General features: G+C 66.5%; 26 protein-coding genes. 12 read left to right on the forward strand and 14 right to left on the reverse strand.

The genetic code is table 11. The features are described 5' to 3' along the window. Positions 1-51: 51 nt before the first annotated feature. Entirely contained in the window at positions 52-1,608 is a 1,557-nt protein-coding gene (locus E1263_RS16390; RefSeq protein ID WP_132168181.1) for a serine/threonine-protein kinase, read from the forward strand. Positions 1,609-1,754: 146 nt separating this feature from the next. Continuing rightward, a complete protein-coding gene (locus E1263_RS16395) occupies positions 1,755-2,945 on the forward strand; it encodes an acyl-CoA dehydrogenase family protein (RefSeq protein ID WP_132168182.1) in 1,191 nt (396 codons plus the stop codon). Between the two features lie 76 nt (positions 2,946-3,021). Here the strand turns inward: E1263_RS16395 and E1263_RS16400 are convergent, their stop codons facing one another. Continuing rightward, complete coding sequence (locus E1263_RS16400) at positions 3,022-4,053, reverse strand: helix-turn-helix domain-containing protein (RefSeq protein ID WP_132168183.1); 1,032 nt, start codon at positions 4,051-4,053, stop codon at positions 3,022-3,024. Between the two features lie 219 nt (positions 4,054-4,272). Beyond that, the gene (locus E1263_RS16405; protein ID WP_132168184.1) at positions 4,273-5,382 is read right to left on the reverse strand and encodes a magnesium and cobalt transport protein CorA; all 1,110 of its coding nucleotides are present in this window, start codon (positions 5,380-5,382) and stop codon (positions 4,273-4,275) included. A 76-nt stretch (positions 5,383-5,458) separates the two neighbouring features. Between E1263_RS16405 and E1263_RS16410 the strand changes: the two genes are divergently transcribed. Continuing rightward, positions 5,459-6,001: a YflT domain-containing protein gene (locus E1263_RS16410; RefSeq protein WP_132168185.1), complete on the forward strand. Its 543-nt coding sequence runs from the start codon at positions 5,459-5,461 to the stop codon at positions 5,999-6,001. A gap of 110 nt (positions 6,002-6,111) precedes the next feature. Continuing rightward, positions 6,112-6,615, forward strand: coding sequence for a MaoC family dehydratase (locus E1263_RS16415; RefSeq protein WP_132168187.1), 504 nt, complete (start codon positions 6,112-6,114; stop codon positions 6,613-6,615). An 11-nt stretch (positions 6,616-6,626) separates the two neighbouring features. Here E1263_RS16415 and E1263_RS16420 read toward each other — a convergent pair whose 3' ends face one another. From E1263_RS16420 to E1263_RS16455, 8 genes are all read right to left on the reverse strand, one after another. Then, the gene (locus E1263_RS16420; RefSeq protein WP_132168189.1) at positions 6,627-7,583 is read right to left on the reverse strand and encodes a hypothetical protein; all 957 of its coding nucleotides are present in this window, start codon (positions 7,581-7,583) and stop codon (positions 6,627-6,629) included. Positions 7,584-7,658: 75 nt separating this feature from the next. After that, the gene (locus E1263_RS16425; protein ID WP_132168191.1) at positions 7,659-8,960 is read right to left on the reverse strand and encodes an alpha-L-fucosidase; all 1,302 of its coding nucleotides are present in this window, start codon (positions 8,958-8,960) and stop codon (positions 7,659-7,661) included. Between the two features lie 92 nt (positions 8,961-9,052). Further along, positions 9,053-10,855: a GH39 family glycosyl hydrolase gene (locus E1263_RS16430; protein ID WP_132168193.1), complete on the reverse strand. Its 1,803-nt coding sequence runs from the start codon at positions 10,853-10,855 to the stop codon at positions 9,053-9,055. Further along, a complete protein-coding gene (locus tag E1263_RS16435; RefSeq protein WP_132168195.1) occupies positions 10,852-12,444 on the reverse strand; it encodes a glucoamylase family protein in 1,593 nt (530 codons plus the stop codon). Before E1263_RS16435 ends, E1263_RS16430 begins: the two co-directional genes overlap by 4 nt. Positions 12,445-12,452: 8 nt before the next feature. After that, complete coding sequence (locus E1263_RS16440) at positions 12,453-13,265, reverse strand: carbohydrate ABC transporter permease (protein ID WP_132168197.1); 813 nt, start codon at positions 13,263-13,265, stop codon at positions 12,453-12,455. After that, positions 13,265-14,137 (reverse strand): carbohydrate ABC transporter permease, encoded by an 873-nt coding sequence (locus E1263_RS16445; RefSeq protein WP_132168199.1) that lies wholly within the window; start codon positions 14,135-14,137, stop codon positions 13,265-13,267. Before E1263_RS16445 ends, E1263_RS16440 begins: the two co-directional genes overlap by 1 nt. Then, positions 14,137-15,420, reverse strand: a complete 1,284-nt coding sequence (locus E1263_RS16450) for a sugar ABC transporter substrate-binding protein (RefSeq protein WP_132168201.1) — start codon at positions 15,418-15,420, stop codon at positions 14,137-14,139. The genes E1263_RS16445 and E1263_RS16450 overlap by 1 nt, the downstream gene beginning before the upstream one ends. Before the next feature lie 19 nt (positions 15,421-15,439). Beyond that, positions 15,440-16,453 (reverse strand): LacI family DNA-binding transcriptional regulator, encoded by a 1,014-nt coding sequence (locus E1263_RS16455; protein ID WP_132168203.1) that lies wholly within the window; start codon positions 16,451-16,453, stop codon positions 15,440-15,442. A 93-nt stretch (positions 16,454-16,546) separates the two neighbouring features. On the opposite strand from E1263_RS16455, the gene E1263_RS16460 reads away from it, so the two are divergent. Beyond that, on the forward strand, positions 16,547-17,122 hold the full coding sequence (locus E1263_RS16460) for a histidine phosphatase family protein (RefSeq protein WP_132168205.1): 576 nt from the start codon (positions 16,547-16,549) through the stop codon (positions 17,120-17,122). Here the strand turns inward: E1263_RS16460 and E1263_RS16465 are convergent. Continuing rightward, complete coding sequence (locus E1263_RS16465; protein WP_132168207.1) at positions 17,119-17,664, reverse strand: TetR/AcrR family transcriptional regulator; 546 nt, start codon at positions 17,662-17,664, stop codon at positions 17,119-17,121. The genes E1263_RS16460 and E1263_RS16465 overlap by 4 nt on opposite strands. 88 nt (positions 17,665-17,752) lie before the next feature. On the opposite strand from E1263_RS16465, the gene E1263_RS16470 reads away from it, so the two are divergent. Beyond that, positions 17,753-18,151, forward strand: coding sequence for a DUF4267 domain-containing protein (locus E1263_RS16470; RefSeq protein WP_132168209.1), 399 nt, complete (start codon positions 17,753-17,755; stop codon positions 18,149-18,151). Positions 18,152-19,010: 859 nt separating this feature from the next. On the opposite strand, the gene E1263_RS43675 is transcribed toward E1263_RS16470, so the two are convergent. Genes E1263_RS43675 through E1263_RS16480 form a run of 3 tightly spaced genes read right to left on the reverse strand, consistent with a single transcriptional unit; the run spans position 19,011 to position 20,248 of the window. After that, a complete protein-coding gene (locus E1263_RS43675) occupies positions 19,011-19,487 on the reverse strand; it encodes a GNAT family N-acetyltransferase (RefSeq protein ID WP_238161279.1) in 477 nt (158 codons plus the stop codon). Beyond that, positions 19,421-19,801: a hypothetical protein gene (locus tag E1263_RS43680; RefSeq protein WP_238161280.1), complete on the reverse strand. Its 381-nt coding sequence runs from the start codon at positions 19,799-19,801 to the stop codon at positions 19,421-19,423. Before E1263_RS43680 ends, E1263_RS43675 begins: the two co-directional genes overlap by 67 nt. 42 nt (positions 19,802-19,843) lie before the next feature. Further along, the gene (locus E1263_RS16480) at positions 19,844-20,248 is read right to left on the reverse strand and encodes an NUDIX hydrolase (RefSeq protein WP_132168211.1); all 405 of its coding nucleotides are present in this window, start codon (positions 20,246-20,248) and stop codon (positions 19,844-19,846) included. Positions 20,249-20,362: 114 nt separating this feature from the next. On the opposite strand from E1263_RS16480, the gene E1263_RS16485 reads away from it, so the two are divergent. The 6 genes from E1263_RS16485 to E1263_RS16510 all read left to right on the forward strand — a co-directional run. Further along, positions 20,363-21,247 carry a PHP domain-containing protein gene (locus E1263_RS16485; RefSeq protein ID WP_132168213.1) on the forward strand — a complete coding sequence of 295 codons (885 nt, stop codon included), beginning with the start codon at positions 20,363-20,365 and terminating at the stop codon, positions 21,245-21,247. After that, positions 21,244-21,861, forward strand: a complete 618-nt coding sequence (locus tag E1263_RS16490) for a MarC family protein (protein ID WP_132168215.1) — start codon at positions 21,244-21,246, stop codon at positions 21,859-21,861. Before E1263_RS16485 ends, E1263_RS16490 begins: the two co-directional genes overlap by 4 nt. 106 nt (positions 21,862-21,967) lie before the next feature. Then, on the forward strand, positions 21,968-22,801 hold the full coding sequence (locus E1263_RS16495) for an alpha/beta fold hydrolase (RefSeq protein WP_132168217.1): 834 nt from the start codon (positions 21,968-21,970) through the stop codon (positions 22,799-22,801). A 252-nt stretch (positions 22,802-23,053) separates the two neighbouring features. Further along, a complete protein-coding gene (locus E1263_RS16500) occupies positions 23,054-23,851 on the forward strand; it encodes an ABC transporter permease (RefSeq protein WP_202868914.1) in 798 nt (265 codons plus the stop codon). After that, positions 23,844-24,659 (forward strand): ABC transporter permease, encoded by an 816-nt coding sequence (locus E1263_RS16505; RefSeq protein ID WP_238161281.1) that lies wholly within the window; start codon positions 23,844-23,846, stop codon positions 24,657-24,659. Before E1263_RS16500 ends, E1263_RS16505 begins: the two co-directional genes overlap by 8 nt. Positions 24,660-24,662: 3 nt before the next feature. Next, a partial coding sequence (locus E1263_RS16510; RefSeq protein ID WP_132168219.1) for an ABC transporter ATP-binding protein occupies positions 24,663-25,478 on the forward strand: 816 nt, incomplete at its 3' end.

Here is a 25,478-nt window from a genome sequence, read left to right on the forward strand (position 1 = left end):
ATCGCCGTACCCGCCTAAGGTGAGTCGGTCCGCTGCGGAAGGTGTTTGTTTGTGAACGGCGAGGTACTGGCAGGGCGCTACCGATTACTCACCCTCTTGGGGCGAGGTGGTGCAGGAGAGGTCTGGAAGGCCGAGGACCTCGTTCTGGACCGGCAGGTGGCGGTCAAGCTGCTGCGGAGTCTCGACGGCGACCCGATGGACGCGGTCGCGCGGTTCCAGGCCGAGGCGCAGGCCGCTGCCCGGCTGATGCACCCGAACGTCGTCGCGACGTACGACGTCGGCTCGGCGGACGACCGCGTGTTCCTGGTGATGGAGCTGGTCTCCGGACCGGACCTGGCACAACTGATGCGTACGGCAGGTCTGCCGAGCGGCAAGCTGGTTGCGGACATCGCCACCCAGGGCGCAAGGGCGCTGGACGCGGCGCATGCCGGCGGGATCGTGCACCGCGACGTCAAGCCGGGCAACCTGCTGCTGGCGCCGGACGGCACGCTCAAGATGACCGACTTCGGTATCGCCAAGCGAGCGGGCAACGAGACGACCGGACTGGGCGTCCTGCTCGGTACGGCGTCCTATGTGGCGCCCGAGCAGGTCCGTGGCGGCGCAGCGACGCCGGCCAGTGACTGGTACTCGCTCGGCTGCGTCCTCTACGAACTGCTCGCCGGTACGCCGCCCTTCGTCGGAACGACCGTGGAAGCGGTCATGCACCAGCACCTGCAGGCGTCACCCGCACCGATCATGCGCAACGACGTCACCCCGGAGCTGTCCGGCCTGGTGATGCGCATGCTCGCCAAGAACCCCGCGGACCGCCCAGCCTCGGCCGGTGAGGTCACAGCCCTGCTGAGCTCCACTGCGAACCACGCAACGCAGGCGATTGCGCTACCGCCGATCAGCGACAGCACTCAGGTGCTGCCGTTGCCAGCTGCCGCCGCTCTGGTCGGCGCGGGAGCAGGGAATGTCGAGGCGAGCACGCCGGACAGCGAGGAGCCGTACGACGAGCGCCCCCGCCGCGCGCTCCCGTTCGCCAAGGTGATTGCGGCGATGGCCGTCGTACTGGCTGCTGCGGTGGGTGTGGCGCTGCTGAAGGAGGGGATCAAGGGTGACCCGGCTGCGGTGGCTGGTGGCACCCCGTCGGCACCTGCGGCGAAGGTGAAGGCCACGGCCAAGCCGAAGGCCACTCCGACGCCGACACCCACTCCGAGCAAGACTCCGTCGAAGACGCCGAGCAAAACGCCCAGCAAGAAGCCGTCGAAGCCCGCGAACCAGTACCCGGAGGTCGTCGCGCAGCTGCGCGCACTGGCCGACAAGGTCCGCGCCAGCGGTCAGGGCCAGCCGCAGTGGCCCGGCCAGGGTCAGCAGCAGCAGCAGCGCAGCACCGCGCCCAAGCTCGCTGCGCGCGATCTGGATCAGGCGGCCGACCAGCTGGCCAAGGGTGAGGTCAAGGCGGCCCGGGGTAACTACGACGACGCCAAGCAGCGGCTGGTCAACGCGCAGCGTGAGCACAAGTGGCAGCCGACCGCGGAGATCTACCTGGGGTTCGCCCAGCTCGACCGCACCATGCCGTCCGCCGACAACGGGGGCGACAACGAAGGCGACGACAGCGACGAGTGAGGCTGCGCCACGTGAGACTGCGTCACGTGAGCTAGGCGACGCCGTACGGGTGGCCGGAGTCACAGCGGGTGTCGGGGCTGTCCCGGGATGCTGAAAGCCGCAATACTCGCGAGTAGCGAGCAATAGCACCCGAGGAGAACCGGCGCATGAGCAGATTGCAGCAGACCGAGGGGCTCACGGACATTCAGGAGGAGATCCTGAAGACGGTCCGCGCGTTCGTGGAGTCGGAGATCCTCCCGGTCGCCACCGAGCTGGAGCACAAGGACGAGTACCCGACGAAGATCGTCGAGGGGCTCAAGGAGCTCGGTCTGTTCGGCCTGATGATCCCCGAGGAGTACGGCGGTCTGGGCGAGTCGCTGCTCACCTACGCGCTCTGTGTCGAGGAGATCGCCCGCGGCTGGATGAGCGTGTCCGGCATCATCAACACGCACTTCATCGTCGCGTACATGCTGCTCCAGCACGGCACCGACGAGCAGAAGCAGAAGTACCTGCCGCGGATGGCCACCGGCGACGTCCGGGGCGCGTTCTCGATGTCCGAGCCGGGCTGTGGCTCCGATGTGGCCGCCATCAAGACCAAGGCGGTCCGCGACGGTGACCTGTACACGATCAACGGCCAGAAGATGTGGCTGACCAACGGTGGCTCGTCGAACCTGGTCGCCGTGCTGGTGAAGACCGACGAGGGCAGTGACTCGGTCTACAAGAACATGACCACGTTCCTGGTCGAGAAGGAGCCCGGCTTCGGCGAGGTCGACAAGGGCCTCACGGTGCCGGGCAAGATCGAGAAGATGGGCTACAAGGGCGTCGACACGACCGAGCTGATCTTCGACGGCTACTCGATCGGCGCGGACCAGATCCTGGGCGGCGTTCCTGGTAAGGGTTTCTACCAGATGATGGACGGTGTCGAGGTGGGCCGCGTGAACGTCGCAGCGCGCGGCTGCGGCGTCGCCCGGCGCGCGTTCGAGCTCGGCATCTCCTACGCGCAGCAGCGGGAGACGTTCGGCAAGAAGATCGCTGAGCACCAGGCAGTGCTGTTCCGGCTGGCCGACATGGCGGTCAAGGTCGAGGCTGCGCACGAGCTGATGGTGAAGGCTGCTCGCAAGAAGGACAGCGGGTCCCGCAACGACTTCGAGGCCGGTGTGGCGAAGTATCTGGCCAGTGAGTACTGCTCACAGGTCGTGGAGGACTCGTTCCGCATCCACGGCGGCTATGGCTTCTCCAAGGAGTACGAGATCGAGCGGCTCTACCGGGAGGCGCCGATGCTGCTGATCGGTGAGGGCACGGCCGACATCCAGCGGATGATCATCGGCCGCCGCCTCCTGGAGGACTACAAGCTCTAGGTGCGCTACGCGCTGGGTCGACGGGCGGGGCGGTGCCAGTCGGCCCAGCGCGCTGCGCGGCCAGAGGTCAGTTGCCTCAGGCGGTCAGGCGGGGAACCGACTGGGGATGCGGTTGGCGGGTGTTGCCTGAGCCGTAGCCGGACAGCAGCCAGATCCCCAGCTGGGTGATCTCGTGCCGGACGGAGGCACCGGCCCGGCGGGTGGTGATCAGGCCTGCCTCGCGCAGCACGGTCGCCTGGTGGCTGGCCGCGGCCGGTGAGATCTTGCAGCGCTTGGCCAGCTCCGTCGTCGTACAGCCCGCCACAGCAGCCTCCAGAGCGGCTGCCCTGGTCGAGCCGAGTAGTGAGCCCAACGGGTCGCTGGAGGTGATCTGGTCCGCGGACGCCTGGCGCAGGATGCCTGGCGCGTGCTGGATCGGGTACACCAGGATCGGCTTGAGCTCAGGGTCACGCAGCTTGGTCGGCACCTGCCAGCAGAACGCTGACGGCTGCAGCTCGATGCCGCGGCCGTCCAGGTAGAGGTCGCGGTCGTTCATGTCGAGCACCTGCAGCACCGGTGCGACCCAGCGGACCCGCGGGTGCAGCGATGAGAGGAGCCGGTCCACGCCGTGCCGGGCCAGTGCTTCACCGCGATGCGCGTGGTCGGCGGAGATGTGCGTCCCGATCGACTTCCAGTACGGCGCGATGGCGGCCGAGTGGTACGTCTTGAGTGCCCGGCCGAGCTTGTGCAGCGCTCCGCGCTCGCCCTGAGCGAGCTCCCGGGTCCACGGCGAGGCCGGCCGGTACTTGGAGAGCAGGTCGAGCTGGCCGCGGATCAGCTGGCGGGGTGTCGCCAGCGCGATCTCCAGCGCGGTGTCGAAGTCCGGTGCAGACTCCGCCGGGGTCAGGAAGTCCGGTGAGTACCCCTTCGGCGGGGTGAGCTCGAGCAGCAGCCGCATCTGGTCCGGTGCGACCGACGTCCGGACGTGTCGGCGCCAGTCCTCGAAGATCAACCGGCCGTCGGAGTGCTGCAGCATGTGCAGGCTGAGCAGGACCTCCCACAACGGCGCGGGCTTCGTCGCGACCGTCACCCGCGTCAAATCGCGCGGCGTGAAGTGAATTCTGAGCACGGCAACGCCCTCCCAGCGCAAAACGATCACGACATCCCCCGATGCCGTCGGTCGCAGTCTGTGGCGGCCTGCTGACCGAACGCGATGAGGTGAGTAAATCAACGCAGCGGTTCACCGCACAACCGTTTGATCCATCCAATGGCCCGTGAATCCCGGCCATGGCAGAAGGTTGCCAACCTCTGGCCGGGCCGCTTCGTGCGTGGTATTAGGAGTATTTGATCAAAGCCAGTGGTTCCGCTTGAACAACCGGTGCAGACCCACGCACGCCACGAGCATCACGCCGAGCACCACGAAGTACGCGTACCGCATCCGCAGCTCGGGCATGTAGTCGAAGTTCATCCCGTAGATCCCGGCGATCATCGTCGGTACGGCGAGGATGGCGACCCACGACGAGATTCGCCGCATGTCCTCGTTCTCGGCCACCTGCACCTGGGCCAGCCCGGCCTGCAGGATCGAGCTGAGCAGCTCGTCGAACGAGATCACCTGCTCCTTCACCCGCAACAGGTGGTCGTCGACGTCGCGGAAGTAGTTCCGCGTCTCGTCCGCGATCAGTGGGTGCCGCAGGGTCGACAGAGCGCGCATCGGGCCGGTCAGCGGAGCCACTGCCCGCTTCAGCTCCAGCACTTCGCGCTTGAGCTGGTAGACGCGGTCGATGTTGCGCCAGCCGCGCGGTGTGAACATCTCGGACTCGATCAGGTCCATATCGGCCTGTACGGCGTCCGCCACCTCCAGATAGCGGTCGACCACGTGGTCGGCGATCGCATGCAGTACGACGCCCGGCCCGACCGCCAGTCGCTCTGGCTGGTCCTCCAGGACCTGTCGGAGGCCAGTCAGCTCGCTGTGCTCGCCATGGCGCACTGTGACCACGAAGCCCGGTCCGCAGAACACCATGACCTCACCGGTCGCCACCACTTCGCTGGTGGCGGTCAGATCCTTGTGCGGGACATAGCTGACCGTCTTGAGTACAGCGAACAGAGTGTCGTCGTACCGCTCGAGCTTGGGGCGCTGGTGCGCCTCGGAGGCGTCCTCGAGGGCCAGTGCGTGCAGACCGAACTCGCCACCGATGATCGCGAGCTGGTGGTCGGTCGGCTGGAACAGGCCGATCCAGACGAACCCCTGGCCGCGTTTGGCCCGGACCAGCGCCTCCGTGTAGGAGTTGACCCGTTGGTCGCGGTGGCCGTCCCGATAGAAGGCCCAGTCGACCAGTGCGCCGTCGAGTTTGCCGCTGGCGACCACGTCCGGACGCGTCGGCCCAGCACCCAGTTGCCGGCGGGCGAACAGCTGTCCCATCCGGCGTGTCGCGCCCAGGTCCCAGCGTCGTCCGCTCATCAACGGCGAGGCTATCAAGACGTGGTAACCAGCCGTCGGCAATGATGGGGGTGGACGCACGTGGAGAGGAACGACGATGACGCAAGGCATGCCCTTGATGGACCCGCGGCCGAGCGGTCTGACGATCGGGACGTATGACACCTACCGGGAGGCACAGCGCGCTGTCGACTACCTCTCGGACGAGAAGTTCCCGGTCGAGCACACGACCATCGTCGGCAACAACCTGCGCCAGGTGGAGAAGATCACCGGCCGGCTGACCTGGGGACGGGCGCTGACCGCCGGTCTGGCCAGTGGCGCCTGGTTCGGCCTGTTCGTGGGTGTCCTGCTGGGCGCCGTCACCAATGCGAACTGGCTGGCCGCCCTGCTCACCGGTGTGGTGCTGGGCGCCTTCTTCGGACTGGTGTTCGGTGGTCTGAGCTACGCCCAGTCGGCGGGCCGCCGCGACTTCACCTCGCGCACGGCGGTGGTGGCGACGACGTACGACGTCCTGTGCGACTTCAAGTTCGCCGAGGAGGCCCGGAACCACCTGGCCAAGCTGGCGCTCAAGGGTGAGGTCACCCCGCGCATCGCAGACCACTCGGTTCAGCAGCAGCAACAGCAGCAGCCGCCGCAAGCCTGAGCGCCACCGGGCGGAGTGACGCAGGTCTCTCCGCCCGGTGAGAGCCAGACCACGGCCTTAGGTGGTCCGATCCGCCAGCATGGGTTGTTCAACCCCGAGGAGGAACCGGCATGCAGTTCGGGCGTAGCTACGAGGAGTTCGAGGTCGGTGCGATCTACAAGCACTGGCCCGGCAAGACGGTGACCGAGTACGACGACCATCTGTTCTGCCTGCTGACGATGAACCACCATCCGCTGCACCTGGACACGAACTACGCGGCGGAGAGCACCCAGTTCGGTCAAAACGTTGTGGTGGGCAACTACATCTACTCGATCCTGCTCGGGATGTCGGTGCCCGACGTCAGCGGCAAGGCGATCGCCAATCTCGAGATCGAGTCGCTGCGCCACATCGCCCCGACCTTCCACGGCGACACCATCTACGGCGAGACCGTCGTCCTGGACAAGTGGGAGTCCAAGTCCAAGGATGACCGCGGTGTGGTCTACGTCGAGACCAAGGGCTACAAGCAGGACGGCACTGTCGTCTGCCTGTTCCGCCGCAAGGTGATGGTGCCGAAGAACTCCTACCTGGAGGCCCGCGGCGGCGAGCAGCCCGGCCGCCCGACGCCCCTGTCCTAGCTCAGGTTGTCCTAGTTGAGATCGACGCGCTTCAGCGTGTACGGCGCCGCTAGCTTCTCGCTGAGGGTGAAGTACGCCGAGGCGTCCGGCGCATACTCGATGGACTCGCCCTGGCCCTCGACTGTGTCCGTCAGCTCGACCCGCGTTCCGGTGAGTGCAGAGGCGAACGGGGCACCCTCCGGACCGCGGTACTCGTAGACCTTGCGGTACGTCCGGACCAGGAAGCGGTTCGCGTGCGGATGGATCGAGGCGGCGGTGACCTCGCCGTACGGGAGGTCGCCTTCCTTGAGCGGCAGGGTCAGCGTGGCCACCTTGGTCAGCACACTGGACGTGCCGGGCTTCGGGAGCGGGTTCGGGAACTTGTAGACGTCGCTGATCCCTTTGGTGGACTTGGTGATCACGTAGATGTCGCCGGTCCCGGGATGCACCATGAGCGCCTCGGCGTTCTTTGGGCCGCCGGGCATTGTGTAGGGGAAGTAGTCGCCGGTGAGGGTCCCGCTGGTCTGCCCGTCGCTCAGGTCCGGCTCCGGGACCCGGACGACCGAGCTGATGCCGTTCGGCTTCGGAATGTCCCGGGCGGTTCCGATGTCTCCGGCGAAGATGCAACTGCCGGCTGGGCACGGACCGGTGGCGATGTCCTCCCAGTCGAAGACATTCGGGATGGCGACGGTGTACTTGCCGACCACCTGCGCAGTGACAGTGCTGAACGCGAGCATGGTCTTGCGGTCCTTCTCGCTGTGCACGTACTGCAGCTTCGGGTTGATCCGGCTGGCTCCGAGCCCGGACGGCTGGTAGAGCACGTCCTGCGGGATCACGGTGTTCCTGGTGCCGTCCGGCTTCAGCCCGTCCCACAGGTTGCCGACAGTCACCGCGGGCCCGGCGTAGTCGTCAGCAGCCACGGCGCTGGCTGTGAGCGCCAGCAGGCCGGCGGCGCTCAGTGCGAGCGCCAGCGATGTCCTCCGAAACATGTGCAGTCCTCGCAGCGATGGGGCGGCTACTGACAAGTCACTATGACCGCCGCGAGGACTGCCTGACAAATACCGTCAGCTCAGGAAGAGCTCAATGACCGGGACGAGCGTGTTCGGCTTCTGGATCGGGAGCTTCAGAGTCAGTACGCCGTCCGCTGCCGCGCCCATGGAGGTGTTGTGTGCCTCCGCGGAGGAGTCGTGGACGAGCAGCTTGACCTCGGAGGCGTCGTTCAGGAGCTGGGCGTACTTGACCTTGCCGGCCAGACCAGGCAGGTGGACGTGACCCATCGGCCAGGAGAACAGGTGCAGGTAGAGGCGGTTGCCGACCTGCGTGTAGCGGGTGTCGGTCGGCGCCTTGAACTCCGCGGGGCCCGCACCGCGGAAAGAGCGCTCGTGCAAGCGGGTCCACTCGCCGATGGACGCCAGCGTGGCCAGAGCGCGCGGGTCGAACTCGCCGCGGCCGGTGGGGCCGACGTTCAGCAGCAGGTTCCCGTCCTTGGAGACGGAGTCCACAAGCATCTTCACCAGTGTCTCGGGCGTCTTCCAGTCCAGGTTGTCGCGGTCGTAGCCCCAGCTGCCGTTCAGCGTCTGACAGGCCTCCCACAGGACCGGTACGCCGTTGCGCGTCATCGGCCCGTCCGGCTGGTACTGCTCTGGCGTCACGAAGTCGCCGGGGATGTCCAGGCGGTCGTTGATCAGGATGCCGGGCTGTAGCTCGCGCACCAGCGCCATCAGCTCGGCAGAGCGCCAGTCGTCGCGCCCCTTGCCGTGCCCGTCCCGCCCGTCCTCGTGGTTGCGGCCGGGGTAGGAGAAGTCGAACCACATGAGGTCGATCTGTCCGTAGTTCGTCAGCAGCTCACGGGTCTGCGCGTGCAGGTAGTCGGCGTAGACCTGTACGTCGCGGCCAGCCGCCTTCGCGATCGCTTCTTCGTCGTCGCGCTGCGGGTGCATCAGGTCGATCGGGAACTCAGGGTGGTGCCAGTCGATCAGCGAGTGGTAGAAACCGACCCCCAGCCCCTCCTCCCGGCAGGCCTCGACGAACTGTTGCACCAGGTCCTTACCGGCGCCCCACGCGGTGTGCGCGACGGTGTAGTCCGACACTGCCGAGTCCCACAGGCAGAAGCCCTCATGGTGCTTGGTGGTCAGGACGGCGTACCGCATTCCGGCCTCACGAGCCGCCCGCGCCCACTTGCGTGGGTCGTAGAGGTCAGGCTCGAAGTGGTCGAAGTACGGCTGGTAGTCCTCGTCGGTCAGCCGCTCACGGTTCTTCACCCACTCGTGGCGGGCGGGCAGGGCGTACAGGCCCCAGTGGACGAACAGGCCGAACCGCCAGTCGCGGAACCTCTCGATCGAGGCTGCGGGTGGGCCATCGGGCATGTCAGAACTCCTCAGCGATCGCGGTCATCCGATCTATAGTCGGTCGTTTGCCCGCGATTCGCTAGAGTTTGTGACAATTTCGCTCAGAGATCCTACCTATTTGGGGTTAGCTCCAAGAGGATGGCGTAGGGCATCGGGAGCGTCACCTCGACTACCGAGCCAGTGAGTTCCAGCGGGGTGCTCACCATCCGGCTGCGCTCGACCAGCTCTGTCAGCTGGTCCTCGGTCGGCCACTCGCTGATGCCGAGCTCGGCGGTCGCCGCGGCCAGGTCACCGGCCCCGATGCCCAGGGTGGTCGCTGTCACCTGCCAGGACGGATCCACGCCGGGCAGCTCCACGTGGACCGTCCTGGTCAGTTCGGGGGCGCCGTCTGCCTTGGTCTGGTCCAGGGTGAGGTTCCAGAGCAGTACGGCGATCCGGTCGCGGTCCCGCGAGGCCCATGCCTCGATCAGGCTGCCACCTCCGTCTCCGGTGAGCGTGACGGGCAGTTCGACCGGTCCGAGCCGGCTGAGCAGGCTCAGTGCGTGGTAGCGCGGTTTCGGCAGCCCTCCGACGGTCTGTAGCCCGAATCCGCCGTGCAGGAAGCGCGGCGGCGGCCCTAGCTCCTCAAAGTGGTCAGACGCGACCCAGTACGCCAGTGCGTCCACCCGACCGGCCGCTGACCGCATCCCGCGTAGCAGGAACACCCCGGCGAACACGGAGTCGTTGATCGGGTTGAAGTGCCGCGGTGTCACACCCCACTCAGTCCAGAGGATCCGCGCGTCGCCGTACCCATGACGCTCCAAAGACGCTCGTATGTCGAGCGGCGGCGAGCCGTAGGTGTGCGTCGACACGAAGTCGACCGGGGTTCCATTGGCGCGAGCATGCGCGAGCAGGTCGTCCACCCAGCCGGCGGCCGCGGATGACGGGCCACCGACGGCCAGCCGCTCGTCGACCGCCTTCACAGCCGCGACAGTCACGTCGTACAGGTGGAACCATTCGGCCTTGGTGCCGGACCAGAAGACCTCGAGGTTCGCCTCGTTCCACACCTCGAAGTCCCAGCCCAGCACCTCGTCGAGGCCGAAGCGGTCGACCAGGTGCTCGACGAGTGCGCGGATGAGGTCGGCCCAGCGCTCGTACGATGCCGGTGGCGAGATGATCGCGCCGTACTCGAAGACGGTCTTCGTGGGATCGCCGGCGAGCTCCCGCGGCATGAACCCGAGCTCGACCACCGGCCGCAGCCCGATCGCGAGCAGCTTGTCGTAGATCGCATCCACCACCGAGAAGTCGTACGAATCGCCGTCGATCACGTGGGTGTCGTCGTGGAAGATCGCGTGCGCCCGGACTGTGCGGACGCCGAGCTCGTCGTGCATCCGGCGGAGGGCGTCTTCGAGCTCGACGCCGATCTCGTGCCCGCCGGTGGTGTCGGTGCAGAGCAACTGGCTGAGTCGTTCGCTGCCGATCATCGGCACCCACGGCCGCTGCAGCTCGATGCCTTCAGCAACCGTATCGACGATCACCTGCACTTGCGGAAGGGCGTCGTCGGCAACCAATGGCACTGCGCCTACCGGGTGACTCGGCCGGCCGGCGACTGTTACTTCGGGGACGCTCGCCACCGCATAGTGGTACGGCGTCCCCGGCGTGCACGTGGTGTCGACGTACGGCGGGCCAGGTACGGACAGCACGTCGCCGCTGTGATGATCGACCGGTTCCAGCGGTCCGTGATCACCGGTCGAACGCAGGATCAGGTATCCGACCGCGCCCTCGACGGGCGACCAGTCCACCGTCACCTGGCCAACTCCGCCAACCGCTGACACCTCCTTCGGCGGATCCAGATCGGGGAAGGCGAACCCGCGTTCTTCGTCGCTGCGGAGCGCGATCCGCTCGTCCCAGTCGGCCTTTGCCTTCTCCGTCATACGAGTCCTGACTCGAAGCGTTCGCGACCGATGATCGGGCGGATGCCGCGTTCGGTGCGGCGGTCGGCGAAGCTGCGGCGGATCAGGTTGTCGCCGAAGACGTTGCCGATGGCACCCATCACCATTGCCTGGTCGAGCGAGAGATAGCGCTTCGCGATCAGCCCGGCCCCACCACCATCGCGCAGCACTGCGACCGCGTCGTAGAAGCCACCACCGCCATATGCGTGCAGGTTCGTCTCGATCCGGCGCAGGTTGTCGATCGCCTGCCGCGGCGCGTACGACATCGCGAGGAACGCCGCGTGCGGGGTGACGACACCATCGCCGTACGACGGGTTCGGGTTGGTGCCTTCGCGGCAACCCTCGAAACCCGCGTCGAAGTTCGTCGCCTCGAGATCCGACGGGTAGCCGCCGGGATCCATGCCGATCGCCTCGACGCCGTACACGGAGTAGCCGCCCTTGGGGTTCGAGGCGGGGGAGAAGCCCCAGTACCCGTACTTCGCTTCGTCCAGACCGTGCTCGATGTGAGCGCGGACGGTGAGCGGGTGGTTGATGCCCCAACTGTTCGGCGCCCAGGTCGCTTCGGGGACGAACAGGTCGGGCATCAGCGACTCGAACATGTCGCCACCCCAGGACGGGACGAGCCGCATCCCGCGGTACTCGTAGGTGCCTTCGAAGACGTCGAGCCCGAGGTAGGTGCGGTGGACACCCTTCGGTTTCTGCTCGACCCAGGCCCAGTCGCACGAGTCCGGGAAGGTGCGGTAGGTCACGAAGTACTGGGTGGCGGGGACCTGGCCGAGCGCGAACCCGACGTACCCGGCGATGCGTGCCTCGGTGTTGAGGGTGTCGTAATGGAACTTGCGGTAGTAGACGTCCGGGCCGCTACCGGTGTGGTTGCCCTTGTCGGTCTCCTCGTCGGGCGGCGAGGTCTCGAAGAACCCGCCGCGCATGAGACCGCCGGGGCGGGCGGCCGCGTTGTAGTAGTAGGCGAAATTCATCTTGTTGAGCAGTTCGTCCGCGAGGTGCCGGGCGCGCGGCTCGGCGTTGCGCACCACCATCAACGCACACGCGAACCAGCCGTTGTCGACGCTGGAAACGAACGGGGTAATGGGTTTCGTCCCATCCGGATCGACGTGCAGCACCTCGCCGGTCGCCTCGTCGTACCAGTTGAAGAACATGCCGCTGGGTTGGTGATGGACGACGTTCTTCATCGTGGTGAGCGTCTGGGTGATCCGGCGCAGCGACTCCTGCGGCGAGATGATCCCGAGGTGCTTGGCGACGACTGTGCTCCACAAGTAGCCGCCGATATTGGTGGGCGACGTGTACTTGCTGCGCACCGGGCTCGTCACCGACTCCCCGATGTTGTCAGCAGGTAGGCCGGTTCGCTCGTCCGTCATCGCGACGATGCTGCTCCAGGTATCCCGGGCCCACCGCCCGACGAGAGCTTTGTCGGCGCGGCTGGGCTGCCATCCGCCCTTCAGCTGTACGGCGGGATCCGGTACGCCGGCGTACGTCGTACCGGCGATTCCGGCGGTGATTGCGGTTGCGCCGGCAGCCGTGAACAGAGTGCGGCGACTGATGTTGGCGGTCATCTTGTCTCCTACTTGAGTCCAGTGATGGCAATGCCCTTGGTGACATGGCGCTGGAAGACCAGGAAGAGCACCAGCACCGGTATGACGACCACGACCGCGCCGGCCATCAGCAGGCCGAAGTTCTGGGCGTTCTGGCCGGTCGAGTACAACGCCAGGGCAACGGGAAGCGTGTACTTGTCCTCGGTCTGCGCGATCACCAGCGGCCAGAGGAAGTTGTTCCAGGAACCGAGGAACGTCAGGATGCCGAGCGTGGCCAACGCAGGCCTCGTCAGCGGCAACATGATCCGCGCAAAGATCCCCAGCTCACCGGCACCGTCCACCCGGCCGGCGTCCATCAGATCGTCCGGCAGCGAGAGGAAGAACTGCCGCATCAGGAACACCCCGAACGGCGAAACCAGGAACGGCAGGATCAGCCCGGGATAGCTGTTCGCCAGCCCAGCATTCGTGACGAGCACGAACAGCGGCACGAACGTGACCATCCCCGGGATCATCAGCGTCGCCATCACCACGACGAACAACGTGTTGCGCCCCTTGAAATGCAGCTTGGCCAGCGCATACCCGATCATCGAACAGAACATCAGGTTCCCCGCCGTCACGACCAGCGCGACCAACCCGGAGTTCAGGAAATAGCGCGGGAAATGCGCCTTGCTGAACAGGGCTTCGTAGTTCTCGGTCGTCGCATCCTGCGGTAACCAGGTCGGCGGGACGCGCAACAACTCGCCCTGCGTCTTGAAGCTCCCGAGCACCATCCACACGAATGGCGCCGCAACGGCGACCAGCCCGAGAGCTCCGATCAGATAGATCCACCAGGTACGGCGCATCATTTCTCCCTCAGCAGCCGGAACTGGATGAACGTGATCACCGCGATGACGACGAACAGGATGTAGGCCATCGACGTCGCGAGCCCGTAGTTGCCGAAGCCGAACTGCTGGTACGTGTACATCGACACCGACACCGTGCTGTTCAACGGCCCGCCCTGCGTCATCACGAACGGCTCCTCGAAGAACTGCAGGTAGCCGATGCCCGTGGTCACGCTGGTGAACAGGATCGTTGGCCTGAGCAACGGCATGATCAGATACCGAAATCGTTGCCATGAGCTCGCACCGTCGAGCTGCCCGGCCTCCTCGACCGACTGTGGGATCCCTTGCAAGCCGGCCAGGAAGATGATCATCGCCGAGCCGAAATTCCGCCAGATCGCCATGGCGATCAACGACGGCATCGCCCAGGTCTTCGAGCCCAGCCAGTTCGGACCGTCGATCCCGAACCACCCGAGCACCGTGTTCAGCAACCCCGCATCCGGCGCCAGCACGAACCGCCAGATCACCGCGATCGCCACGATCGACGTGACCACCGGCAGGTAGTAGCCGACCTTGAACAACGCCTGGAACCGCTTGACCCCACGATCCAGCAGGAGCGCGGCGGCGAGCGCAACCACGAGCGTGAACGGCACCCCGATCACGACGAAGTACGCCGTGTTGAACGCCGCCTTGCGGAACGTCTCGTCCTGGAGCGCCTTCAGGTAGTTGCCGAACCCGACACCTTCGACGGCGAACGGCGTCCGCAGATCGCGTTGCCTGATATCGGTGAAGCTCATCCCGAGCGACCCGAGCACTGGCCCCGCGGTGAACGCGAGGAAGAGCACCACGAACGGCAGAACCAGGATCCAAGCGGCCGCGGTTTGTCTTCGCAACATCAGCTACCGCCGGTGCCGATCGCTGAAGCCTTGGTCTGGATGGCCTTGGCGGTGTCGGTGGGGGACTGGCCGGCCTTGACCATCTTCTCGACCTCGGTGTCGAACGCCACCGCGACCTGTTCCCAGTTCACGATCGACGGCGGCGCCTTCGCATCCTCGAGCTGCCTGCCGAAGACCGGCAGCAGCGGATCACCCGCGATACTCGGGTCCTTCCAAGCGCTCTTCACCGCCGGCAGATCAGTCGACAACTTGTACCAAGCCGCCTGCGTCTTCTCCTCGGACAGCCACTTGACCAGCTTCCACGCGCTGTCCTTGTTCTTCGAGTTCTTGAAGACCACGAAGTTCGACCCACCGACGAACGACGTCGCGGTCTTGTTCTTCGGCAGCTCGAACACCCCGATATTCGGCTTCATCGCCGGCCCACCGGCCTTCGCCACCGAGCCCGCCATCCACGGTCCGGAGATGAACATCGGCGCCGTACCGTTCACGAACTGCGCCTCGGTCTGGTTCGGCGGCAGGTCGGTCCCGGCGATCTTGTCGGTGAAGAAGCTCTGGAAGTACTGCAGGCCCTCCTGCATTTCCGGAGTGTCCAGCGTGAACGACTTCTCGTCGTCCCCAGTGATCTCGGCCCCGGCCGACCACGCGAACGGCATCACCGTCTGCCACGAACCCGTCCCGCCCGGCTGCAGGTTGATTCCGTACTTCGCTCCGGCCTGAGCCTGCATGGCCTTCGCCATCGCCTTGAGTCCGGCCCAGTCGGTCGGGGGAGTGGTGATCCCGGCCTTCTTCGCCAGGTCCTTGCGGTAGTACACGAGCCGCGTCTCGACATACCAGGGAACGCCGTACTGGGTGCCCTTGACCTTCGTCGTGTCGAGCGCACCCTCGAAGAACTTGCTGTTGTCGAAGCCCTGCGGCGTCGGATCGAGCGCACCGAGATCGGCGAATTCACCCATCCACGTGCTGCCGACCATCGCCGCATCCGGCAGGCTCTGCGCGGTGATCGCGGTGGTGAACTTGTTGTGGGCGGCGTCCCAGGGGATCGGCGTGACCGTCACCTTCGCGCCAGGGTTGGCTTCCTGGAACTGCTTCATCAGTTCGGGCAGGTTCTCGCCTTCGGTCCCCATCGCCCAGACTGTGAGGTCTCCGGTGGCAGGTCCGTCGCTGACGGTCGTGGTCGCTTGACCGCCCGCTTCGGGGGTGTCGGCCGACCGCCCGCAGGCGGCCAGCGTTAGGGCCAAGGCGCAGCCGATCACCAATCGGCGGCGAATGCTGTGGGTGAACATCGGTTGTCTCCTCACTCGGTTACTGCTGCATTGCCCCCGAGGTTCCACAGCTGTCCCGCAGGACAATCTCTGTGGCCAGTACGTCGTTCCGTGCGCGAGTCCGCTCCCCGGTCACCCGCTCGTGCAACCGCTGCGCCGCCAACTGGCCGAGCTCAGCCATCGGCTGCCGCACAGTGGTCAATCCCGGCGACACATAGCGCGCCGCCATCACGTCATCCCACCCAGTCACCACAACGTCTTCCGGTACGGCGATTCCACCGGCTCGCAACGTGGTCAGCGCCGCCAGCGCGAGCTCGTCGTTCGCGCACACCAGCCCGCCCGGTCGGTTGCCGGTGGCAAGAATCTCCTTGGCCACGCGCTTCCCCGACTCCTCAGTCAGCGGCACACACAACGGCTCCGGTACGGCGCTGCCCCGCGACTCGTGCGCTTTCGCAAATCCGGCGTACCGCTCGGAGACGTCGTACGAGCTGATCGGATCGCCAACGAACACAAGGTTTTTTCGCCCTGTATCCAGCAACCGTGTGGTCAGTCGCTCGGAACTCGACGCACTCTCCGTCCGCACCGAATCGCACCCCGTCACCGGCGGATGCGCAACCAGGACCAGCGCCACGCCGGCCTTGCGCAGCTCCTGGATCGTCGGCAGATCCAGCGCGTTGCCGTGCACAACGATCCCGTCGACCCGGCCGGCCAGATCCCGCACCGACCGCCGCGGATCCGCATTGCCCTGCGTGACCGTGAGCACGACGCTCTGTCCGTGCTCACCGGCCCAGCGCTCGTAACCCATCAGTAGATCGCCGTAGAACGGACCGCTGAGATCCGGCAACACCAAGCCGTGCGCCTCGTGTCGTTGCACCGCAAGACTGCGCGCCGCCCGCAACGGAACGTAATTGAGCTCCGCAGCGGCCTGCCCGACCTTGACTCGTGCCTTCTCCGATACCGGCCCAGTCCCTTGCAGGACACGCGAAACCGTCGCTATCGACAGGTTCGCCCGCGCCGCGACATCGTAGATCGTCGCAGGCTTGCCGGTCGCCATGGAACCTCCAGTGGAAGCGCTTACAGTTTCCGTACCCTGCCGTGGATCGTTCAAACGGTCAAGGGCTGAGAGCGGGTCTGGCAGGATGAAAGCGTGACCACTGCGGAACGCAAAGACCGGCTCTACCTGGTACGCCACGGCGAGACCGAATGGAGCAAGAACGGCCGCCACACCTCGGTGACCGACCTCCCGCTGACTCCCGAGGGCGAGCGGATCGCCACCTCGCTCCGGGAGCGGCTGGCCGATCGGAGCTTCGATCTCGTCCTGACGTCCCCGCGCCAACGCGCCCGCCGTACGGCCGAGCTTGCCGGCTTCCCGGACGCCGTGGTCGACGAGGACCTCGCCGAATGGAACTACGGCGACTACGAAGGCATCACCACCGCGGACATCCGCAAAACCGTCCCCGGCTGGACGGTCTGGGCCAACCCGGTGCCCAACGGTGAAACCGCCGTACAGGTCTCAACCCGGCTGGACCGCGTCGTCGCCCGCATCGCGGCCACCGACGGCGACACCCTCGTCTTCGGCCACTCCCACGCGCTCCGAGCCCTCACCGCCCGCTGGCTCGAACTCGACGCCACCGAGGGTCGCCACTTCGTCCTCGACACGGCGACGGTCTCGACACTCGGGTGGGACCGCGGTTCGCCCGCGATCCTGCACTGGAACAGCTAGCCGGTCACCAGCTTCACGAGTTGCTCGATGCGGTCGGTGCGCTGCGCCGGCCGCAACCTGGCCTCCTGGTTGAGCGCCGCCTGCCCGTGCAGGGCGCTCCAGAACACCTCGGTCAACGTCTCGACATCACCGTTGGCGTAAGGCTCCACCGCGGCCGCCAGTTCGCCGAAGGTGATCTTCAGGATCTCGGGACTTTCGGCCGCCCCGAACACCAGGTCGGTCCGCCGCGTGAAGATCGCGGCATACGTCGCCGGATGCTCTTCGGCGTACCCGAGATAGGCCTCCGCCAGCCCGCGAATCCCGCCGGCCTCCCGCGCAGAACGTAGTACAGCGGCGAGCTCCACCATTCCGTCTAGCGCCACCGCCGTCACGATCGCCTGCATGTTCTTGAAGTGCCCGTAGAGCACCGGCTGGCTGTACTCCACGGCTTCCGACAAGCGCCGCGTGGTGACCGCATCCCACCCGTCCGCCTCGGCCAACTCCCGCGCCGTCCGAACGATCAGCGCCCCACGCTCCGCACGAGCCCGTTCCCGACGATCCATATCCCGATGCTAGCACTGCTAGACAATCTAGCGCCCGCAATGTTAGCGTTGCTAGAAAGGTTAGCAACGCTAGATTCTGGAGTTCATCATGCGCCGTTTCACCAACATCCTGACCATCGTGCTGGGCCTCTTCCCGCTCACCTTCGGCCCCCGCTTCCTCTTCGACGGCGTCGCCGCAGCCACCGGCTTCGGCATCCCCGCAGCCGCCACCGCCTACTTCCCCGTCAAAGGCATCCGCGACATCGCCCTGGCCCTCGTCATCCTGGCCCTCTTCGCCCTAGGCCACCGCCGCCCCACCGGTCTGGTCCTCGCCATCACCGCGATCGTCCCCATCACCGACGCCATCGTCGTAGCCACCCACGGCGGCACCCTCGCCACCGCCCTAGGCGTCCACGCCCTAACCGCCGCCGTAATCCTCTTCGACGCCGCGCTACTCCTCCGCGAACCCGCACCCTTGCGTGCAGCGACTGCCGCTCAGCGACAGTAGAACCCCTCCTCCGCTGCCTTCGGCTGCAGCTTTTGGTACGGCGGGGTGGTTGCTCGACGCTCCGGACAAGCCGGACACGTCGCTTATGGCTGGTCGCCGCGGCGGCCGCGTTACATAAAGAGCTTGGCTGGGCCGGGTGCCTGGTTGAGGTACTGGCGAGGTCGGCGATCGCGTGACCGCTGCTTGAGGTACCCGCTATGGCTGAGGCCCAAGATCTCCGCTAGCCGGTAACAAAGGGTCGCCATTTGAGAAAAAGTTGCCGGCCAACGACCCCGGCGGAGCGGAGCGCGGGGGTTGCTCGCGCTGGGTGGTAATTCCTTGTCGCTATGTGCGAAAAAGTTTCCACTCAAGGCCCCGCCGGACCGAAACGTGGGCGGGCTCGCGCTAAGTGGTGATTTGGGGGGACCCGGTGACGAAAATCCACCACTTAGCGAGGCGGTCAGGGCTAGCCGAGGCGCTTCGCACTACGCGGGGATTTTTCGGGTCTATGCGCCGAAAAATCCACGTGTAGTGAGGCAGCAAGGGCCAGCCGGGCACGGCAGGACCCCACGCCTCCTTGCCAGCGCTTTTCACCACCACCAAGGGTCACTTTCCAGGCATCCTCGCTACCGACCGCAACCACAGCGAGTACCTCAATCGGCGCAAGCGCGATCGCCGGCCTCGCCATCCCCCTTAGCCACGCGCCGGGCCGCACCACCCTCGCACTGTCAATCGGCCGCAGCGGCGAGCAACCACACGCAGCGAGCCCGGCCGCATCGGAGCGCGCGGTCACCCACCCCCGCCGTACGAGAACCGGCCTCCGATCCTTCGGACGTTAACTCCGGAAACGCTGGCCAGGCTCGCTTTGTGGCCGACTCTGCTACTGCCTGGCAGCGGCAGCAGAAGCTCGCTGGTCGAACTGGTAGAGGTCGATGGTGCAGAGGGCGCGGAAGCCCAGCGACGCGTAGACCGAACGGCCGGCTGACGAGGAAGTCAGCACGGCATACCCGCTGCCTACCTGCGCCAATGCGGCGTGGGTGAGGGCGGCGCCGATGCCGCGGCGGCGGGCTTCTGGCACGGTCATCACGAAGTAGACGCCCGCGACACCGGCGGCGAGGTAGACGGTGATGGTGCCGGCCGGTACGCCGTCGACGGTCGCGACGTAGTGGCGCCAGGGGTCGTCGTAGCCGAGCACCCGGTAGACCGAGGCCGCCCACTGGGCCTCCTTCTCGCCCTCACCGAAGCCGCGAGCCAGCGTGTCCGCCCAGACAGCCAGTGCGGCGTCGTCGGTCACTCGCTCAAGCTGCAACCCCGGTACGACGCGCGGCGCCACCAGCTCGTCGAGTGCGACCGCCATCCCGGGCTCGGAGCCGTCGGGCGCGAAACCCGCGGCGAGTAGGCGCTCACCCAGTTCGGGGGACTGCATCGACGGGCCGACATGCCAGCAGCCGGGGACGTCGTACCGGCGGAGTTCGGCTGCTGATTCGGGGATGGCTCGGTCCAGGTCACCGCGGCTGCGACTACTGCGTTGTGGTAGTCGAGGGGTGAGCCGCCGATCGTCCAGCGGGCGGTGGCGTCGTCGCGTTGGGAGCCGCCGCCGGCTGCGCCCATGGCCATCAGGAGTTCGGCGGTGTTGTCTTCGATCGCGCGCACCAGCTCGCTGTCGTCCATCAACTCAGTGTTGCGGAGCTTGCTGGTGGGCGCGAGAGAGTTTCAGCCTGGAAGGGCGTTCCACTGCTCCAGCGTGGAGATCAACAGGGTTGCCGTCGGGAGAGCGAGCAGTTCGGGGCGAGTGACGAAGCGGGCGTCGGTGGCGTCGTCGCCGGGGGTGAGGGTGCCGGACAGGGGAGTGGCCTCGTAGTCGCGGATGACGTACAGCCGGCCTTGCGGGGCCTCGCGTTCGACCTCGCCGACCAGAGTGCCGACCTGGACGGTCAGGCCGGTCTCTTCAGCGACCTCGCGCACGACTGCGGTGGGGTCGTCTTCACCGGGTTCGACGCGGCCGCCGGGCAAGGACCAGAGGCCGCGACCGGGGTCGTTGGCGCGGCGAACGACGAGTAGGCGGCGTTGCTCGTCGTACACGAGTGCTCCCACACAGTCGACACGTTCCCGATCCATGCCAGGAAGGGTAGGCCGAGTTGGCCACAATCGGCGGATCCGGGGGTGCGCGGCGGCTAGCATCTGGGGTGACAGAAGTCCATATCTTGTTCGGCGAAGGGATCCCGACCGCTCGTGCGCATCGATCTGCACACCCACTCGAACCGCTCGGACGGCACCGATCCGGTGGACGACCTGATCACGCATGCCCAGCAGGCCGGGCTCGATGTGATCGCGCTCACCGATCACGACACCGCCGACGGCTGGGTGGAGGGGCGGCTGGCGGCGGAGCGGCTCGGCATCGGGTTCGTGCCGGGGATCGAGATCTCCTGCAAACTCAACGGCATCAGCGTGCACCTGCTGGGCTATCTGCTCGACCCGTCGTCTCCGCAGCTGGCCGACGAGTTGCGGACGGTGCGTGAGGGCCGCACCGACCGGATCCCGGCGATTGTTGCCCGGCTCAACTCGATCGGCGTCGCGCTGACGGTGGACGAAGTGCTGGCCCAAGCCACCGGTACGCCGTCGGTCGGGCGGCCGCATGTCGCCGACGCATTGGTTGCCAACGGCACCGTTGTGAACCGGACCGAGGCGTTCGACCGGTTCCTGGCCGACGGCCGGGCCGGCCACGTGTCGCACTACGCGATCGAGCCCGGGCACGCGATCGACCTCGTCCGCGCGGCCGGTGGCGTGCCGGTGATTGCGCATCCGTGGGGCCGGTCCAGCCACAAGGTGATGACCGAGGACATGATCGCGCAGCTGGTCAGTGAGCACGGATTGGCGGGGATCGAGGTCGAGCATCAGGACCACTCGCCGCAGTCGCGGGCTGCGCTGACCCGGATTGCCGACGATCTCGGGATCATCCGGACCGGGTCGAGCGATCACCACGGTGCCGGGAAGATCGACCACGATCTGGGTGTCAACACGACCGACCCGGAACAGTTCGAGCGGCTTCTCGAGGTCGCGAAATCCAACGCTGCCGCGGCTGACGGCGTACAAGTTCCAGAGGCGTGGCTGCCGTGAACAGCATCATCAACCTTGGATTGCTCAGCGAGGTCGTGGTCACGCTCTTCGTGATCATGGACCCGCCGGGGACTGTGCCGGTGTTCATCTCGCTGACCGCGGGCCAGTCACGGGCGGTCCGCAAGCGGGCGGCGTGGCAGGCGGTGTTGGTTGCCTTCGGCGTCATTGTGGTGTTCGCGGCCTTCGGCCAGCAGATCCTGAACAACCTGGGGATCACACTTCCGGCGCTGCAGTGCGCGGGCGGTCTGCTGCTTCTGCTGATCGCCTTGCAGTTGCTGACCGACACAGCTGAAGACCCGGTTCAGACCAAGAACGTGAACATCGCCTTCGTCCCGTTGGGTACGCCGTTGCTGGCGGGCCCGGGTGCCATCGTCGCCACCATGGTGTTCGTGCAGCGCGCGCACGGTGCACTCCCGGACGTGATCGCGATCTCGGTCGGCATCATCCTGATCCACCTGATCATGTGGCTGACACTGCGGTTCTCCGGCGTGATCATGCGGATCCTCGGCGAGAACGGTGTGCTGCTGGTGACTCGCATCGCCGGTCTGCTGCTGAGCGCGATCGCCGTACAGCTCGTCGCGGACGCGGTGAGCGACTTCATCAAGGCCGGCTGACCGATCCGGTTGCTCCTCTGCCCGATCCCCGTGCCAGCGCTATGTGCGTGGCGTGCCAGTGGGGGTTGCGAGGGTGGGGGCAACAAGCGGAGAGGGGTTGGGCGCGATGGGTGCCAAGACGGTGAACAAGCTGGCTGTGCCGGGGGCGACGCTGCATTACGAGGTGACCGGGTCGGGGCCGGTCCTGCTGCTGATCGCCGGTGGCGGGACGGACGCCGGGATCTTCGACGGGATCGTCGGGCGGCTCGCCGCAGACTACACAGTGGTCGCGTACGACCCGCGCGGCAACTCACGCAGCCCGTACGACGGTCCTGCCGCAGACGAGCGTGTCGACCAGTCGGCGGATGATGCGCTGGCGCTGCTTGACGCGGTCGGCGGACACGAACCGGCGTACGTGCTCGGGAGCAGTTCAGGCGCGATCACCGGCCTCGAACTGATCACCCGGTACCCCGATCGGGTCCGGATGCTGGTTGCCCACGAACCGCCGTGTGTCGAGGTACTGCCCGATGCGGCCGACCACCGTGCGTTCTTCGAGCAGGTCTACGACACCTACCGCACCGACGGCGTCGAAGCAGCCGACTTCCTCTTCATGCGGGGGATCGGTACCGACCAGGACGACATGCCTGCACCGGAGGACCTGCTGCCCGAGGTCGGCGAGATGTTCCTGCGGTTCCAGGCCAACGCGGCGAACTTCTACGAGCACAAACTGCTGCCGTTCACCCGGTACCAGCCGGACCTGGACGCCCTGAAAGCCGTTGCCAGCCGCATCGTTCCCGCAGCGGGAGCGGAGTCGCTGGAGTATCTCCCGGCGCGCCCGATCCAGCACATCGCAGAAGGCCTCGGCTGGCCCACTGTGAGCTTCCCCGGCAACCACGGCGGCTACGCCTCGCACCCAGAGCAGTTCGCCACCCTCCTCGCCCGAGTCCTCGAGTCCGACTGAACCCCCGGCCGGCCGGAGTCTGAGGGGTCTCCGGCCGGCCCGGCTCAGCCTGCGGCCGATAATCCGGTTGACGGGTGCGCGCCCACGTCGTACGGTCTGCATCTTTCCTTGACAAAACGGCGTGGGGTCACTCATGCCTGCCACAGTGGTGTCCGAACCCCCGGGTCCTGATGGAATCGGGGTGCTTCTGCGTGCCGCTGGGTGGATCAGGGGATTCGGGCATCACTCTCGAGGTAGTGAGAGGAGGTTGCCGTGGGCGTCTATTGGGCGATCGCAGTGCGGTCGTTCCGGCGCTTTTCGACGTACCGGATGGCGACTGTGTCCGGCGCGTTCACCAATTCGGTGTTCGGGTTCATCCTGTGCGGGGTGTATCTGACGTTGTGGCACGAGCGGCCAGGACTCGGCGGGTACGACGTCAATGACGCGCTGACGTTCGTTTGGCTGCAACAGGGGTTGCTGCTGCCGATCGGCATCTTCGGCGCCAGTACGACGATCGAGCTCGGCGAGCGGATCCGCAGCGGCGAGATCGCGGTCGACCTGTACCGGCCGACCCACCTGATGGTGTGGTGGATGTCGATGGATCTCGGCCGGGCGATGTTCCAGCTGATCGTGCGTGGTGGAGTGCCGTTGCTGGTCGGGGCGTTGGTGTTCGACCTGAAGTTCCCGAGCGGGCCGGTCAGATGGCTGGCGGTTGCGCTGGGGTTGGTGCTCGGGATCCTGGTCAGCTTCGGGATCCGGTACCTGGTTGCGCTGTCGGCGTTCTGGATCAACGATTCCCGCGGGTCGGAGGCGGCGGCGATGCTGCTGTCGCTGTTCTTCTCCGGGACGATCCTGCCGCTGGTCGTGTTCCCGGGCTGGTTCGGTGAGTTCGCGCGTGCGACACCGTGGGCGGGCACGCTGCAGGTGCCGATCGACATCTGGCTCGGGCGGAGCCCGAACGGGATCGGCGGCGCGCTGCTCTTCCAGCTCGGCTGGATCCTGGTGCTGTTGCTGGCTGGGCAGTTGCTGACGCAGTTGGCCATGCGCAAGGTGGTGGTCCAAGGTGGTTGAGCGCTTGCTGCGCGCACCAGGCCAGTACTGGATGCTCGCCGGGATGTGGATCCGATCGACCCTCGCGTATCCGCTGTCGTTCGCCCTGATGATGGTGACCGGGGTCTTGATCACGATCACGGACTTCGTCGCGGTACTGCTGATGTTCAGCCATATCAACGCTTTCGGCGGATTCTCGCTGGCAGAGATGGCGTTGCTGTACGCAACTTCCTCGCTGACGATGGGGATCGCCGACCTGCTCACCGGGTCGATCGAGCGGGTCGGACGCCGGATCCGGAGTGGTTCACTGGACGCCTATCTGGTCCGGCCGGTGCCGGCCTTCATCCAGACCGCGGCCGACGAGTTCCGGCTCGACAAGGTCGGCCGGGTGCTGCAGGCACTGACTGTGCTGGTGATCGCGCTGACTCAGATCGACGTCGACTGGACCGTTGCCCGAGGCATCATGCTGGTGGTCGGCGTGGTCTCCGGTGCGCTGATCTTCTGTTCGTTCTTCACTCTCGGCGCGGCCTTCCAGTTCATCGCGATCGATTCCGCCGAACTGTCCAATTCCTTCACGTACGGCGGCCGCACGTTGACGCAGTACCCGTTGACCGCGTTCGGGACGGACGTCGTCCGGGCCGTCACGTTCGTCGTACCGCTCGCCTTCGTCAACTTCTATCCAGTGCTGTTCCTGCTGGGCAAACAGGCCCCACTGGGACTGCCGTCCTGGATCGGTCTGCTGTCCCCGGTCGCCGCCGCTGTGATGGTCGCCTTCGCGGCCCTCGGCTGGCGCGGTGGTCTTCGTCGCTATCGCAGTACAGGGAGCTGAGTCGTGCCAGTCATCGAATTGTCCGACGTGTCGCGGTCCTTCACCGTCACGTCACGCACCGGCCTGCGCCGCACCAAACGCGAGGTCCGCGCCGTCGACGGCCTGTCCTTCAGCGTCGAACCAGGCGAGGTCGTCGGCTACATCGGCCCGAACGGCGCCGGCAAGTCCACCACCATCAAGATGCTCACCGGCATCCTCGTCCCGAGCGGCGGCACCATCCGCGTTGCCGGCGTCGACCCGTCCCGCCACCGCCTCAACCTCGCCAAACGCATCGGCGTCGTCTTCGGCCAGCGCACCACCCTCTGGTGGGACCTGCCGCTGAAAGACTCCTTCGCCGTCCTGCAGAAGATGTACGGCGTCCCGATCGCCCGCCACCGCGAAAACCTCGCCACCTTCGTGGAACTGCTCGATCTCGGCGACCTCCTCGACGTACCGGTCCGCCAACTGTCACTAGGCCAACGCATGCGCGGCGACATCGCCGCCGCCCTGCTCCACGACCCCGAGATCGTCTACCTCGACGAACCCACCATCGGCCTCGACGTCATCAGCAAGGCCCGCCTCCGCACCTTCCTCGCCGAGGTCAACGCCGAACGCCAAACCACCGTCATCCTCACCACCCACGACCTCGACGACATCGAAGCCCTCTGCACCAGAGTCATGGTCATCGACCACGGCCGCCAAATCTTCGACGGCACCCTCCCCGAGCTCCGCTCCAGCCAGTCCGCCCCCAGAACCCTGGTAGTAGACCTGGCCACGTCCCTCCCACCCATCACCATCCCCGGCGCCACCGTCACCAAAGTCGACGGCCCCCGCCAGCAC

The organism is Kribbella antibiotica, from assembly GCF_004349055.1.
GTDB lineage: Bacteria > Actinomycetota > Actinomycetes > Propionibacteriales > Kribbellaceae > Kribbella > Kribbella antibiotica.

Coding starts and splice junctions, on each gene's coding strand:
- E1263_RS16435 (WP_132168195.1), bottom strand. CDS start 12,444: ATGACCGCCAACATCAGTCGCCGCACTCTGTTCACGGCTGCCGGCGCA.
- E1263_RS16425 (WP_132168191.1), bottom strand. CDS start 8,960: ATGCCCGATGGCCCACCCGCAGCCTCGATCGAGAGGTTCCGCGACTGG.
- E1263_RS16450 (WP_132168201.1), bottom strand. CDS start 15,420: ATGTTCACCCACAGCATTCGCCGCCGATTGGTGATCGGCTGCGCCTTG.
- E1263_RS16455 (WP_132168203.1), bottom strand. CDS start 16,453: ATGGCGACCGGCAAGCCTGCGACGATCTACGATGTCGCGGCGCGGGCG.
- E1263_RS43680 (WP_238161280.1), bottom strand. CDS start 19,801: ATGGACGACAGCGAGCTGGTGCGCGCGATCGAAGACAACACCGCCGAA.
- E1263_RS16470 (WP_132168209.1), top strand. CDS start 17,753: ATGCGCCGTTTCACCAACATCCTGACCATCGTGCTGGGCCTCTTCCCG.
- E1263_RS16405 (WP_132168184.1), bottom strand. CDS start 5,382: ATGAGCGGACGACGCTGGGACCTGGGCGCGACACGCCGGATGGGACAG.
- E1263_RS16430 (WP_132168193.1), bottom strand. CDS start 10,855: ATGACGGAGAAGGCAAAGGCCGACTGGGACGAGCGGATCGCGCTCCGC.
- E1263_RS43675 (WP_238161279.1), bottom strand. CDS start 19,487: ATGGCGGTCGCACTCGACGAGCTGGTGGCGCCGCGCGTCGTACCGGGG.
- E1263_RS16495 (WP_132168217.1), top strand. CDS start 21,968: ATGGGTGCCAAGACGGTGAACAAGCTGGCTGTGCCGGGGGCGACGCTG.
- E1263_RS16410 (WP_132168185.1), top strand. CDS start 5,459: ATGACGCAAGGCATGCCCTTGATGGACCCGCGGCCGAGCGGTCTGACG.
- E1263_RS16445 (WP_132168199.1), bottom strand. CDS start 14,137: ATGTTGCGAAGACAAACCGCGGCCGCTTGGATCCTGGTTCTGCCGTTC.
- E1263_RS16415 (WP_132168187.1), top strand. CDS start 6,112: ATGCAGTTCGGGCGTAGCTACGAGGAGTTCGAGGTCGGTGCGATCTAC.
- E1263_RS16440 (WP_132168197.1), bottom strand. CDS start 13,265: ATGCGCCGTACCTGGTGGATCTATCTGATCGGAGCTCTCGGGCTGGTC.
- E1263_RS16395 (WP_132168182.1), top strand. CDS start 1,755: ATGAGCAGATTGCAGCAGACCGAGGGGCTCACGGACATTCAGGAGGAG.
- E1263_RS16465 (WP_132168207.1), bottom strand. CDS start 17,664: ATGGATCGTCGGGAACGGGCTCGTGCGGAGCGTGGGGCGCTGATCGTT.
- E1263_RS16420 (WP_132168189.1), bottom strand. CDS start 7,583: ATGTTTCGGAGGACATCGCTGGCGCTCGCACTGAGCGCCGCCGGCCTG.
- E1263_RS16480 (WP_132168211.1), bottom strand. CDS start 20,248: ATGGATCGGGAACGTGTCGACTGTGTGGGAGCACTCGTGTACGACGAG.